This is a genomic window from Bradyrhizobium sp. BRP22 (assembly GCF_020194175.1).
Lineage (GTDB): Bacteria > Pseudomonadota > Alphaproteobacteria > Rhizobiales > Xanthobacteraceae > Bradyrhizobium.
On record NZ_JADYVX010000045.1, the window covers coordinates 46,016 to 58,594 of the forward strand.

The window sequence follows — 12,579 nt, forward strand, 5'->3', positions numbered from 1 at the left end:
TCCGACGCTCAGTAGCGGACTGCGGCGCGGACCACGGGCTGGCCGCCCTTGATCTCGACGATGTTGACCTGCCGGTTGCAGTCGCCCTTGTCGTCGCAGCCATAGGAGGCGAGCAGGCCGTCGTACTTCACCGAACCGAACGCCTCACGGATCTTGGCCACATCGCCGGAGCCGGCGGCGTTGATCGCCTTCGCCGCAAGCACTGTCGCGTCGTAATAGGTCGCCGACCATACGTCGGGTGCCATCTTGAAGCGCTCCTCGTAGCGCTTGACGAAGGTCTGCACCGCCGGGTTCGGATCGGTCGGAACGAAATATGAGGCGCTTATCGCGCCTTCCGCGCCGCTGCCGGCGAGCTTGAGGAAGGCGTCCTCGCTGAGCACCGCGCCGGCGAAGCGGAAGGGCAGCCCGAACTGCTTGGCCTGCTTGACGATCAGTGCGGCGTCGGTGTCATGGGCCCACAGGACGACGAGGACAGCGCCGGCGTTCTTCAACTTCGCGAGCTGAGCGGAGTAGTCCTTGTCGTTGGGGTTGTGGCTCTCGACCGCCAACGGCTTCAGGCCGAGTGCGGCCATCTGGGCAACGACGCGCGCCTGACCGGACTTGCCAAAGTCGTCGTTCGCGTAGAACACGGCGGTCTTATCACCCGCGTTCAGCTCCTTCTGGGCGTATTCGATGATGGCTTTCGCCTGGATGTCGTCGTTGGAGCGGGTGCGGATGACGTATTTGCAGCCACTGTTGGTGACGGGCACGCCGGTTGCGCCAGTGAGCGAGACGATCTTGCCGTTACAGTAGACGTTCTGGGTCGCCATTTGCGTCACGGAATAGTGCGGCCCGATCATCACCGGCGTCTTGTGTACCTGCATGATCTTGTTGACGGCGTTGATCGCGCCGTTGGTGTTGTCGCCCTGATCATCCTCGAAGACGACCTGTAGCGGCTTGCCGAGCACGCCGCCGGCGGCGTTGATGTCGGCGATGGCGAGTTCGACACCTTGCTTGAAGTTGCGGCCGACGAGGGCCTTTGATCCCGTCATCGGCAGCGAGACGCCGATCAGCGGTTGTTCCTGAGCCGCAGCCCCATTCAGCGGCATCGTCGCCAGCGCGGCGCTCACACCAGCCAAAGCCAGCAGGCTGCGCATGTCCATTGTCGTTTTTCTGTTCATGGTAGTCCTCCCTGAAGATTGGTCTTGTTCAACCCGGTGCCACGGCATGATTGACGGAGCGGCGCCGGATGCGGCGTGCCCGCGTCTCGTGAGAGGCCGCGTCGGCGCGCTCGCCAAGATAGGCCTCGATGACGGCTGGCGATTCCATCACCGCCGCGGGGGCGCCATCGGCAATGAGATCACCCAGATTGAGCACGACGACGCGGTCGCACATGCTGGTGACGAGCTTGATACGATGCTCGACCACGAGGATCGTCATGCCCTGCGCGCGCAACCGCTGCAGGATCGTCGACAACTCCAATACGAGACCGCCGCGTAAGCCGGCCGCCGGCTCGTCGAGGAGGAGCACCTTGGGCCGCCCGACGATGGCGCGGGCCATTTCGACGAGGCGACTCTGGCCGAAGGAGAGGTCGCCTGCCTGGCGCATCGCCAGATGACGCACGCCCATCTGCTCAAGCGCGGCCAGCGAGGCCTCCCGGATCGCGGCCTCTCCGCTCGGCTGGCCGGGGACCCGCCGCCAGGCGACCATGACGTTCTCCAGAACTGTCATGGATTCCCACAGCCGCACGTTCTGGAAGATGCGGGCGACGCCGTAGGCATGCACCTCCCAGGCCGGATGATTCTGTAGCGGATGCCCTTCCAGCTCGATCGAGCCGTCGACATGAACCACGCCGGAGCAGGCATTGATCATGGTCGACTTGCCGGACCCGTTCGGACCGATCAGCCCGAGGATCTCACCGCGGATCACATCGAAGGAGACGTCGTTCAACGCCCGCACACCGCCAAAGGTGCGCGAGACCTTGTGCACGCGCATGAGCGGACCGCCGGTTTCCGGCAGGGCCGGACCCGCGGCAAGTGCGGAGCTCGCAGCTGCGGCCGCGGCGGCGAGGCTGAGCGGGCCGGCGGGAGCCGACAGCTCGGGTTCGCGCCGGCCCGTCAGGAAGCTGCCCCATAGCCAGTCGCTGAAGACACCGAGCCCTTTCGGCCAGACCAGCATGATGATCACCACGGCGGCGCCGAAGGCAGCCATATAGTACGTCTGCAGATCGCGCAGCGCCTCCGGCAGAATCGTGACGACGATTGCGCCGAGCATCGTGCCCGGAATTGAACCGAGACCGCCGAGCACGACCATCAGCATCATCTTGATGCTCTCGGCGATGGTGAAGTTGGTGGGAGCGACGAAGCCGACCAGCAGCACGTAGAGACCGCCGGAGAGCGCCCCCCACAGGCTGCAGATCATGAAGGCGATAGTCTTTGCCCGCACGGAGTTCACGCCCATCGCTTCTGCCGCCATCTCGTCGTCGCGCACAGCGCGCAACTCGCGGCCAAGCGCAGAGCGATGGAAGACGATCATCAGCGCGTAGCTGACAAACATCAGGCCGGCGAGCGGCAAATAGAGCTGCTGGGTGATCGTCTCGCTGAGGCCGGGAATGCTCAGCGTTGGGATATTGCGCAGCCCCATCGGGCCGCCGGTCAGCGCTTCCTCGTTGACCGCGACGATGCGGAAGATCTCGTTCAGGGCGAGCGTGACGATGGCGAGGTAGTGGCCCTTGATGCGGGTCGAGATCAGTCCGAGCGCGGCGCCAACCGCTCCGGTCAGCACCATCGCCAGCAGCAGCGCGAGCCACCATGGCAGAGACAGGCGCATCATCAGCAGCGCAGTCGCGTACGCGCCGATTCCGACGAGGGCGGCCTGTCCGAGCACGATCTGCCCGGCGACGCCGGTCGCGACCGAGAGGCCCAGCGCTGCGATGGCGAAGATCCACGCCAGGTTCAGCACGTGGAGATAATAGGTGTTCATGCCCATCGCGATGGGCGCGACGATCGCGGCTGCGATCAGAAGCCAGGCGGCAGGGCGCAGGAAGGAACTCATCGCGAACCTCAGGCGCGGTCGGCGCTACGCTCGGGGATGAGCCCTTCGGGGCGCACCACGAGGAAGACGAGCAGCATGGTGAAGGCGATCGCGTCCTTGTAGGTGGACGAGATGGCGAAGGCACCGACATTCTCGATGACGCCAAGCAGAACGCCGCCGACGATCGCGCCCGGCACGCTGCCGAAGCCGCCGATGATCATTGCCACGAAGCCCTTGAGACCGACGAGCGAACCCATCTCCGTTGTGACGTAGAAGAGCGGGGCCAGCAGGATGCCGGCAAGCGCGGCCAGTACGGCGGAAAAGGCGAAGGTTCCGGCCAGCACCGCATTGACCGGGATACCCATCAGGGCAGCGGTCTCGCGGTCGAGCGCCGTGGCGCGCATGATCTTGCCGATCATGCTGTAGCGCAGGACGAAGTACTGAGCCGCCATGACGACGACGACCACGACCATGATCAGTAGCTGCTGCACCGAAAGGCGGAATCCGCCGAAATCGAGCATGTCGTCGCCGAAGGGGCTGACATAGAGCAATGGCTCCGGCCCGTAGATGATGCGCGCCATCTCCTTCAGGAAAATGCCAAAGCCGACGGTCGCGATGATCGCTACGAGCGCCCGCTGGCGCTGCAGGCGGGCGAAGACAAGGCGCGAGAAGAGGGCACCGAGTGCGGCCATCGCGGCCGCCGTCAAGAGCAGCGACGACCAGAACGGCAGGCCAAGGCTCATCGTGAAGGTTGCGACGAAGATATAGGCGGCAAAAGTCAGGAACTCGCCCGCCGCGAAATTCACGATCGCCATGGTGTTCCAGACATAGGCATAGCCCAACGCCACCAGGGCGTAGATGCAGCCCATAGCAAGACCGCTCGCGATGACCTGACCGAGCATTTCATCTCCCTATTCCAGATCGGCAAGGGAGACCCCCCTCCTCACTGGCTCGTTGTCCCCTTGCCCAATCCGGCACGGGCCCTTTCGCCTCAGTCAGCGGTCGACGTTGCCGTGGCAACGTGGTACACACTCACTAACATGTTAGACGCCACTAGCACGACCGAACGCCCCTGCCAAGAGGGCTTGGCACGGTATAGGCGTAACAGATCAGTCCTCCCCTCCTCCTTTGGTGCGAGAGACGGTAGTGTTGTCTCAGAATCGGGGATACCGACTTGAGCGCAGGCAAACGAACGTCGACAAAGACGAAGAAGCTCAGGGCTCCCGCTGTTTCGCAGCGGCTCCTCGCCTATGAGAGCTTCCGCGAGCAGATCATGAGCGCTCGGATCCGCCCGGGGCAGTTCGTCTCGCAGCGCGAACTGACCGAGCAGCTCGGTCTACCGCTCGGTGCCGTCCGCGAGATGATTCCGCGGCTTGAGGCGGCGCGCCTGATCGTCACCGTGCCGAAGCGAGGCCTGCAAGTCGCATCAGTCGACCTCAAGCTCGTACGCAATGCCTTCCAGGTCCGCAGCATGATAGAGAGCGAAGCCGTCCGTCATTTCACCAGGACGGCCACCGACGAGGAACTCGACGCCCTCGAAGCCGCCCATCGTGACATTCTGCTGCGGGCCGACGCCGCACATGACCGGGAAGCGCTCGACGCTGATGCTCGGGCGGTGGACTGGGGCATGCACGACCGTATGGTCGACGCGATGGGCAACGAAATCCTTTCGGAGATCTATCGCGTCAACAGCTTGCACGTCCGGTTGATCCGCATCGATGCGGATCGCGTCGTACGTCTAAGGGTTCTGCCAGCCATGCAGGAGCACCTCGTCATCATCGAGGCGCTGAAAAAGCGCGATGAGACGGCCGCCGTCGCAGCCATCACAGCCCATATTGAGAGCTCGAAGCAACGGGTCCTGGAGGCGATGCTTCTCGCTTAGCGCAGGAGTCTTGGCTGCCACAACTACAGCAGCCGTTGTCGCATCAGCCCCAAATCAAAGACAATGTCATCCTACAAATTACAGAACAGAAGGCCTCCCCTTTCTCGCTGCCCTCGACCGATGATCTCGCCGCAGGTTCAAATCGGGGAGGCGCAACCACCGATACCGACATTCGGTTCAAGTTGCGATCTGATCGCCTAGCGACCTGGGTCCCGAACGCAGTGAGTATCTTCTAAGTTATTGATCTTTCTTGGTGTGGTGACCCATCCCGTCCCGTTTTGTTCACGGTCGTTTCACCCAATTCGTTGCGATTTCATTGCGGTCTTTCGCAACGAGAACGGCGCTCGCTGAGACATCGGACGTGATCGTGCCAGCGCAACCTGATTAGGTTCGAAATCAACACCGCTAGATGCGCTTGGAAAGAGGAGCATCCGCGGCGGCTTCCAAATGCGCTCAATACTCTGCCCCGATGCGTCGGTCGTTATCGTAACAAGCACAACGCTTTCAGTCTTGGCTGGGGGACACCGGCCGAACATGGGAATGGCGGAATCAAAATCCGCTTGATTATTCCATGATTTCAATGCCCATTTGGAAAAACTCGCGCAATTCGCCTCTTGTAGTATCAATTACTTAGCAGGCATTTCCAAATGGAGAGCTGCTCCTTCGGCACGCACCAGAGCGCAGGGGAACGTGGCTGCTGCGTGCGTTCTAATGCGAAGAGAGATTGCGAGCCCCTGCGCTTCCGATAGAGCCGCCGATTAAGATGCATCTACGGATTAAGCACAATCAATGACTTGCAGGTCACACCGCTGTCCTCAACGCGTGCCGAATGGGCATTCGTCGCACGACCATGCGCTCGATTGCGTTGCCGTCATCCGGCGGACCTGCCGCGCTAGCGGCGTTCTTACCGCACCGCCGTGCCACCTAAATTCCAGCCGCGGCCGCCCTCGCCGAAGATGTCGTGCCCGGTTGCGGTCACGGCCACTGTGTCCTCGAGCTTGATGAAGCCGCGCTTCGGATGCTTCATCGTGGTTTCCACCGAGATCACCATGCCGGCCTCGAGCGGCCGCTCCGCATCATAGGCGTCGTAGCGAACGGGGCCGGTCGCGGTCAGCCGCGGCGCCTCGTGGCTGACGAGGCCCATGCCATGGGCAAGGAACTCGGTGTGGTCGTGCTGCCTCGTCTCCTTCAGCGCGCGTTCGGCGGCGGTGTAGATCGCCCCGCCCATGGCGCCGGGCTTGATCACGGCAAAGGCCGCGCGCTGCACAGCTTCGATCTCGGCGAGCAGATCCTTCAGTTCCTGATCGGGATCGCCAAGCACGGCCATGCGGGCGAGATCACCGATGTAGCCGTGATAATTGCCGCCGGAATCGAGCGAGAGCACGTCGCCCTGCTCCCAGCGCTCCTCCGACGGCGCCCGGTTGTGGCTCGCGCCTGCCGCCAGCAGGCAATATTCGAACGTCAAGCCGCGCTTGACCTCCGCGACCTTCAGTGCGTCGAACAGCTGCCGCTTGGTGGAACCGGGGCCGTGGTGGGCGATAACGTCGAGCATGGACGCGATCACGAGATCGGAAGCCTTGCGCAGCTTGGCCAGTTCCGCCGGCGTCTTCACCGCGCGCAGCCGCTCCAGCACGAACAGCGCATCCTTGATCTCGCTGTCCGGAAACGCCTCACGCAGCGCGTTGCCGGCATCCATCGGCAGGAAAGCCATTTCGACGCCGATGCGCCTGGCGGCAACGCCGCTCTTGCGGATCATCTCCACCGCGCTTGCGATCGCATCGACGGAGCCGTTGCCGGTGATACGCACCTCCTTGAGCCATGGCTGCTCCAGCTGGCGCTGATAGGTCTCCATCCGATGGGCGACATAGCCGGCCTTGTCCGGCGCGCCCTTGGCATAGATGACCACGGGCAGATAGCGGCTGACGCCGAGCGCATCCATGTAGTCGAAGAAGATCGCGCGCTCGATGTCGAGCATGTATTGCACGTTGTGCTTGGAGGTGACGAGCAGCAGGTCGAGGCCTGCCTCCTCCATCAGCCGGTCAAGCTTGCCGGTTTCGAAAGGGATGGCACGGGAGGCCGTTCGGGTGTGGACGCTCTCTTGCATCATGCGTTTCCTTGTTTGTTGTGATGGAGCCTCAAGCGAAAGCTAGGTCGGCGTCGGCCGCGCCACAACGCTCTCCGGCTCGCCGCTGAGGCTGACGACCACGGTTCCCGCGGTCTCATCGCCTTGCGGCGCATCCAAAGCCAACGGCCGGCCATGGGTTTCGATGCCGAGCAGCGTGAAGGCAAGCCCGATCGCAAGACCGCAGGCGGCCAGAAACAGGAACGCCGGCGTCACCGCGTCGATGGTGGCCTTCGGCGTGATCAGGTTCGAGGTGCCCGCGATAAGCGCCAGACACAACGGACCTGCGATCTTGCCGACTCCGTTGGCCGCCTGAGCGAGGCCAACGCCACGCGCGCTCAGACGAACCGGGAATATCTCAGCTGAGTAGGGCGCGATGTTGGAGAAACCGCCGTCGAACAACAATGCAGCCGGGACCAGCAGCACGACAAAGGCAGGATAGCCGAACAGGATGCGGTCGAAAAATAAACCCGCAGCGCCGAGCGACAACGCAATGCCGTAGCCCATGATCGCGCCGCAACGCCGCCGCCCGAGCCATTGCGGCAGCACCGAGAAGATGACACGCCCGACCATGCCGGTGAGCGACACGATCACGAACAAATGAGCGGCCTCAATCGGCGATACGCCCGTCAACAACGCCACGATGGTCGGCCCCCACAGGAACACGCCGTAATTGGCGGTGCTGGCACCGAACCAGACGATCACCGTCAGCCAGAACCGCCGGCGCTCCGCGAGCAACTCGGAGAAGCCCGCGCCTTGCGCGCGGCTGACGCCTTCGACCGCCGGCGGCAGCGCCTCGGGCGCAACGTGCAAAGCGCGCGCGACGATGCGGCGCGCGTCCGCATCGCGGCCGCGCGACACCAGCCAGCGCACGGATTCCGGCATGAGCAGCGCGATCAGGAGCGCCGGCACGAGCGGCAGGAAAACCAGCGCGGCCAGTCCGCGCCAGCCGATCTGGTGCAGCAGCGTCGCGGCCGAGAGCGAGGCTGCGAGGATGCCGAGCGAGACCGGAATCACAGTGGCGCTGGTGATCACTGTGCGATGCCGGGTCGGCGTATACTCGACGATCAGGGGCACCGCGACGGAAGCGGCGGCACCGACGCCGAAACCGACGAAGAAGCGGAGCACGGCGAAGGCGACCCAGGCGCCATCGGGGATGAAAGAGACCGAGCCCGCACTCAGCGCGCACAGGGTGACGCCGGCCACCAGCAGCGCCTTGCGCCCGAAGCGGTCGGCGAGCGCGCCCCAGGCCAGCGATCCCAGGATGGCGCCGACGCCTGCGGCGAGCAGGATCAGCGAGGTCTGCCCGAAGCTCAACTGCCATTGCGGAGCCAGCACCGCGACCAGGAAGCCGACGACGAAATAGTCGAAATAGTCGAACACGCTGGTAGAGATGCCGAGTGCGATGTTGATCCAGTAACGCGCATCGAGCCGCGCCCGGTCATAGGCTGTGACCAGATCCTCCCTGACTTCCGCCATGGTCGTTCTCCTCCGCGATATGTTGTGTTTTTTTGCCGTGTAGAAAGGCGATCACCTGCGCCGCGACCGCGGCCGGATCCTGGATGATGCCGACATGGCCGACGCCGTCGATCACCGCGGTGCGTGCCCCCGCAATCTCGCGCGCCAGCGACAGCGTGTGCGCCGGCGGGATCAGCCGGTCGTCGCGGCCGGCCAGCACCAGGGTCGGCGCCTTGATGTCGCCGAGCGATATCGCGATCGGCTGCGCCAGCACCGCGCCGCGGCGCTCGCGCTGGCCGGCGTCGCGCTTGTTGCCGGTGAAAATGCCGAGCGCCTGCGGATGGCTCGCGCTGTAGTCCGGCGGGAAGAAATATTCGGCGAAGGCCGACAGCGAGTCCGGTAGCTTGGCCCGCAGCTCGGCAAACCGGGGAAAACCTTCCGGGTTGATCGACGCCACCGACACACCGGCGCGAAACGTCGAGGCGAGCACCAGGCGGTCGATGCGCGCGGGGTGGCGGACCGCCGCGACTTGCGCGATGACGCCGCCGAAGGAGGTGCCGAACACATGGGTGCGGGCCAGGCCGAGCGCGGCGACGAGGGCGGCGAGATCGTCGGCAAGCTCGCCAAAACCATAGGGCGTGCCCGGATTGCGCGTGCCGCCGGAATCGCGCTGGTCGTAGGCGATGACGGTGAAATGCGGCGCGAGCTGCGCAGCAAACGCATCGAACATGGCATGATCGGCTTCCGCGCCGTGCAGCAGCACCAGCGGCGGGCCTTCGCCCGAGCGCTTGAAGCTGATCGAGATGCCGTTGGCTTCTATCCGCTCCATGGCTAGTGCAACACGGTCTGCAGCGCGGCGGCGAGCTCGCGGGCGGGATTTTCCGGGATGTAGGGGATGCGCCAGGCGACATGGCCGTCAGGCCGCACCAGCACGGCGCCGCGCGAGCCCATCTGGATCCCATCGGAGGAATGCGCATTCGGCAGCTGCTGCAGGTTCAGCCGCATGCCTGTCTTCTCCGACACGGCGCGGCCCGCCTCGAGCCAGGCGCCGCCGAGCGGGCCGGCGACCACCGTGAACTCCTTGTCGAACCAGTCGAGCGTGGAGCGTTTCCGCGCCATGTCGAGCCACAGATGCGGGAAGCGGCCGCCGGGCCGGTCCGAGGGGAAATAGTAGCGCGTGAGATGGCCGCCGCGTGGCGTGCCGTCAGGAATGACGGCGCCTTCGTCATAGGAGAAACCGAGCCCCTGGCCGATCGAGTGCAGATGATTGTCGAGATCATTGACCCAGAAGCGAATGCGGTCCTCATTGCGCGAGTGCACCGCATCGTCGAGCCGGCGGAAGCGGATCAGGTTGCCGTAGGAGAAGTCGGCGTTGGATTGCGCCACCGGCCGGCGCTCGACGTCGTAGGTATCGAGCAGCTTCTCGGAGGCGATGCCGCGCAGCACGTAAGCGAGCTTCCAGGCGAGGTTGTGCGCATCCTGCACGCCGGAGTTCAAGCCGAAGCCGCCGGTCGGCGGGAAGCGATGTGCGGCATCACCGACCACGAAGACGCGGTTCTTCTTGAACTGCGACGCGACCTGCTTGCTCATGCGCCAGATCGAGCGGTTGAGCAGCGTGACGTCGAGATCGGGCACGCCGACATGGGTGCGGATGATCTCGACCGTCTCGGAATCGGTCCACGGCCGCGGCCGCTCGTCCTTCTCCTCGCCGATCTGGATCACCGACAGCCAGCGGTCGCGGCCGTTGGTGTTGAGAATGCCGGCTCGCCGCGGCATGCCCGGCTTCTCGCTGTAGACCTGGTAGCCGGCCGCTTCGCGCGTAATCGGAAAGCGCGACAGATCGGCGCGCCAATATTCGTTGAGCATCACCGCAAGGGTCGCCGGTCCCACCATGTCGATGCCGGCGCGGCGGCGAGTCTGGCTGCCGGCGCCGTCGCAAGCCAGGAGATATCTGGCGTTCCAGAACTCGCTGCGGCCGGTTTCGAGCGAGCGGGTCTCGCAGACGAGGCTGTCCCCCGCCTCCTCGAAGCCCATGAACTCGGTCGAGAAATGCACCTCCACCAGCTTGGAGCGGCTCACGACCTTGTAGATCTCCTCCTCCACCGCGTCCTGTGCGACCAGCGATTTCCAGGCCGGCGTCTGGCCGAGATTAGGCTCGGGACGCGAACGGCTGATCTCGCGGCCGGCGATGCTTTCGACCTGCACAAACATGTCCGTGGAATCCTGCAGGCCGCGGTCGCGGATCGCCTGCTCGAGGCCCCATTGGCGGAAAATCTCCATGGTCCGCACCCAGCAGCCGCGCGATTTCGGATGATCAGTGGTGGTGGGGCTCTTCTCGATGATGACGGCGTCGATGCCGAAGCGATCGAGCAGAAGCCCCATCGCGAGCCCGACCGGCCCACCGCCGACGATCATGACGGATGCGCGGCGCGGCGTCTCAGAAGACGTGCCCATGGCCTTTCCTTCCCCGTTGGTCTTGTTGGCGGCAGGATGCGCCGTTTTTGACATCTCACAAGAATATGTTTGATATGCTTCCGATCTCGTTTCGAGATGGAGGCCGTCAATGGACCTGCGCCAGCTCCGCTACTTCATCGCCGTGGCCGAGCGCGGCGGCTTTGGCGCAGCGGCAAGCAGTGTCAACGTCGCGCAATCCGCGCTCAGCCGGCACATCAAGGAGCTGGAACACGAGCTCGGCGGCGCGCTCTTGACCCGCACCGCGCGCGGCGTGGCAGTTACGGAGTCCGGCAAGGTGCTGCTCGAGCGCGGACGCTGGCTGCTCGGCCTGGTCGACGACATCAAGGCCGAGGTGCGCACCGAGAACCGCGAGCCGAGCGGCACCGTGCGGCTCGGCGCGCCGCCTTCTCTCGGTGAGGTGTTCTATCCGCCGCTCGCCCAGCTGGTCGTCGAACGCCTTCCGCGCGTGAGCCTGGAGCTCAGTGAGGGACTGACCGAATTGGCCAGCGATCGGCTGCTGCGCGGCCAGCTCGATCTCGCCATCCTCACCTCGCCGATGCCGAACGATCACCTTGACTACGACACGCTTGTCGTCGAGCAGACCTACCTGATCGGTCCGCCGCGCGATCTCCTGCTTAAGCGCGGCAAGCTCACTCGCGCCGAATTCAAGACCCTGCCACGCGCCGTGCTGCCGCTGAGCCGCTCGCCATTCCCGCCGGAGGTCGCGAGCCGATTGCGCGTCGATAGCTCGATCTCCATGAAGCGCATGGTGGCCTCGGGACTCGGCTATGCGCTGATGCCCTATTCCGGAATCTATCGGGAGGTCGCGGCCGGCGCGCTTTCGGCCGTTCCGCTGTCTTGGATGCATGCAAACCGCATCCTGGCCTTGCCGCGTGGACGTCCCGTCAGCCGGGCCACGCGTGAGACCATGGCGCTCTTGAAGGAGATTTGCGGTGATTTGATCCGCGACGGCATCATCCGACCCAGCCGTGGCGCGCGCGGCGGGAAGACCAATATCTGGTCGTCCGTGAAGAACGTTGATTTCAGGCCGGATTAATCAGCGGGCCAGGGAAGAGTGCGATCAGGATCTGGCGCAGCAAAAGGCTGAGCCAGCGGATGAGGCGGCGGAAGTTGTAGCCGGCGGCGGCGAGGACGGCGTTGGCGGCGTCGCCGTGGCTGAACCAGAGATAGTTGCGGCCCATGCGGTGCTCGGCCTTGAGATGGCCGATGACGGGTTCGACAGCGGCCCTGCGACGCAGTTCGCGCCTGATCTTCGGCGTCACCCCTCGCTTCTGGCCGGAGAGGAAGACCCTGAACTTGTAATCGGGCGGCGCGTTGTGGCCGCGATATCCCTTGTCGGCGAGGAGGCGCGCAATGATGTTGCCAATGAGCGCCTCGATGTCCGGGATCACTTTGGCCAGCGTGTGACCGTCATAGGGATTGCCGGGCAGCGCCTTCACATGGGTGACGAACTGGCCGCCCTTGGCGTGACCGATCGTGGTGGCGACGGAGACTTTGACGCCGATCTATGGACCACGCCCGCGTTGCAAGAGGAATCGACAAAGGGATGAAGCGGTTTGCGCCAATCTATCCGGCTTCAATTTGGGGCTGTTGCCCCGAGCCATCATGGATATCCGCTCACTTCTGTCCT

Annotated in this window: 9 protein-coding genes and 1 pseudogene; 2 read left to right on the forward strand and 8 right to left on the reverse strand. The window is 64.4% G+C overall.

The window, feature by feature from the left end:
- Nucleotides 1-8 precede the first annotated feature (8 nt).
- The 3 genes from I6F35_RS35030 to I6F35_RS35040 are packed head-to-tail and all read right to left on the reverse strand — an operon-like array spanning nt 9 to nt 3,914.
- Nucleotides 9-1,160, reverse strand: coding sequence for an ABC transporter substrate-binding protein (locus I6F35_RS35030; protein ID WP_225122192.1), 1,152 nt, complete (start codon nt 1,158-1,160; stop codon nt 9-11).
- Between the two features lie 28 nt (nt 1,161-1,188).
- Nucleotides 1,189-3,033, reverse strand: a complete 1,845-nt coding sequence (locus tag I6F35_RS35035) for a branched-chain amino acid ABC transporter ATP-binding protein/permease (RefSeq protein WP_225122193.1) — start codon at nt 3,031-3,033, stop codon at nt 1,189-1,191.
- 8 nt (nt 3,034-3,041) lie between these two features.
- Nucleotides 3,042-3,914 carry a branched-chain amino acid ABC transporter permease gene (locus I6F35_RS35040; protein ID WP_225122194.1) on the reverse strand — a complete coding sequence of 291 codons (873 nt, stop codon included), beginning with the start codon at nt 3,912-3,914 and terminating at the stop codon, nt 3,042-3,044.
- A 272-nt stretch (nt 3,915-4,186) separates the two neighbouring features.
- Between I6F35_RS35040 and I6F35_RS35045 the strand changes: the two genes are divergently transcribed.
- Nucleotides 4,187-4,894, forward strand: a complete 708-nt coding sequence (locus I6F35_RS35045; protein ID WP_225122195.1) for a GntR family transcriptional regulator — start codon at nt 4,187-4,189, stop codon at nt 4,892-4,894.
- Between the two features lie 904 nt (nt 4,895-5,798).
- On the opposite strand, the gene I6F35_RS35050 is transcribed toward I6F35_RS35045, so the two are convergent.
- Genes I6F35_RS35050 through I6F35_RS35065 form a run of 4 tightly spaced genes read right to left on the reverse strand, consistent with a single transcriptional unit; the run spans nt 5,799 to nt 10,928 of the window.
- Nucleotides 5,799-6,998: a Xaa-Pro peptidase family protein gene (locus tag I6F35_RS35050; RefSeq protein ID WP_225122196.1), complete on the reverse strand. Its 1,200-nt coding sequence runs from the start codon at nt 6,996-6,998 to the stop codon at nt 5,799-5,801.
- A 42-nt stretch (nt 6,999-7,040) separates the two neighbouring features.
- Complete coding sequence (locus tag I6F35_RS35055) at nt 7,041-8,495, reverse strand: MFS transporter (protein WP_225122197.1); 1,455 nt, start codon at nt 8,493-8,495, stop codon at nt 7,041-7,043.
- On the reverse strand, nt 8,458-9,303 hold the full coding sequence (locus I6F35_RS35060) for an alpha/beta hydrolase (RefSeq protein ID WP_225122198.1): 846 nt from the start codon (nt 9,301-9,303) through the stop codon (nt 8,458-8,460). The genes I6F35_RS35055 and I6F35_RS35060 overlap by 38 nt, the downstream gene beginning before the upstream one ends.
- Before the next feature lie 2 nt (nt 9,304-9,305).
- Entirely contained in the window at nt 9,306-10,928 is a 1,623-nt protein-coding gene (locus tag I6F35_RS35065) for an FAD-dependent monooxygenase (RefSeq protein ID WP_225122199.1), read from the reverse strand.
- A 109-nt stretch (nt 10,929-11,037) separates the two neighbouring features.
- Here I6F35_RS35065 and I6F35_RS35070 point away from each other — a divergent pair, with 109 nt between their 5' ends.
- Complete coding sequence (locus I6F35_RS35070; RefSeq protein ID WP_225122200.1) at nt 11,038-11,985, forward strand: LysR family transcriptional regulator; 948 nt, start codon at nt 11,038-11,040, stop codon at nt 11,983-11,985.
- Here I6F35_RS35070 and I6F35_RS35075 read toward each other — a convergent pair.
- Nucleotides 11,972-12,451: pseudogene (locus I6F35_RS35075) on the reverse strand (IS5/IS1182 family transposase); the annotation flags it as partial. The gene I6F35_RS35070 and the pseudogene I6F35_RS35075 overlap by 14 nt on opposite strands.
- Between the last annotated feature and the right edge of the window lie 128 nt (nt 12,452-12,579).

What these genes read in the sequence shown, in the direction of transcription:
- I6F35_RS35030 (WP_225122192.1), bottom strand. Translation starts at nt 1,160, where the DNA reads ATGAACAGAAAAACGACAATGGACATGCGCAGCCTGCTGGCTTTGGCT.
- I6F35_RS35035 (WP_225122193.1), bottom strand. Translation starts at nt 3,033, where the DNA reads ATGAGTTCCTTCCTGCGCCCTGCCGCCTGGCTTCTGATCGCAGCCGCG.
- I6F35_RS35040 (WP_225122194.1), bottom strand. Translation starts at nt 3,914, where the DNA reads ATGCTCGGTCAGGTCATCGCGAGCGGTCTTGCTATGGGCTGCATCTAC.
- I6F35_RS35050 (WP_225122196.1), bottom strand. Translation starts at nt 6,998, where the DNA reads ATGCAAGAGAGCGTCCACACCCGAACGGCCTCCCGTGCCATCCCTTTC.
- I6F35_RS35055 (WP_225122197.1), bottom strand. Translation starts at nt 8,495, where the DNA reads ATGGCGGAAGTCAGGGAGGATCTGGTCACAGCCTATGACCGGGCGCGG.
- I6F35_RS35060 (WP_225122198.1), bottom strand. Translation starts at nt 9,303, where the DNA reads ATGGAGCGGATAGAAGCCAACGGCATCTCGATCAGCTTCAAGCGCTCG.
- I6F35_RS35065 (WP_225122199.1), bottom strand. Translation starts at nt 10,928, where the DNA reads ATGGGCACGTCTTCTGAGACGCCGCGCCGCGCATCCGTCATGATCGTC.
- I6F35_RS35070 (WP_225122200.1), top strand. Translation starts at nt 11,038, where the DNA reads ATGGACCTGCGCCAGCTCCGCTACTTCATCGCCGTGGCCGAGCGCGGC.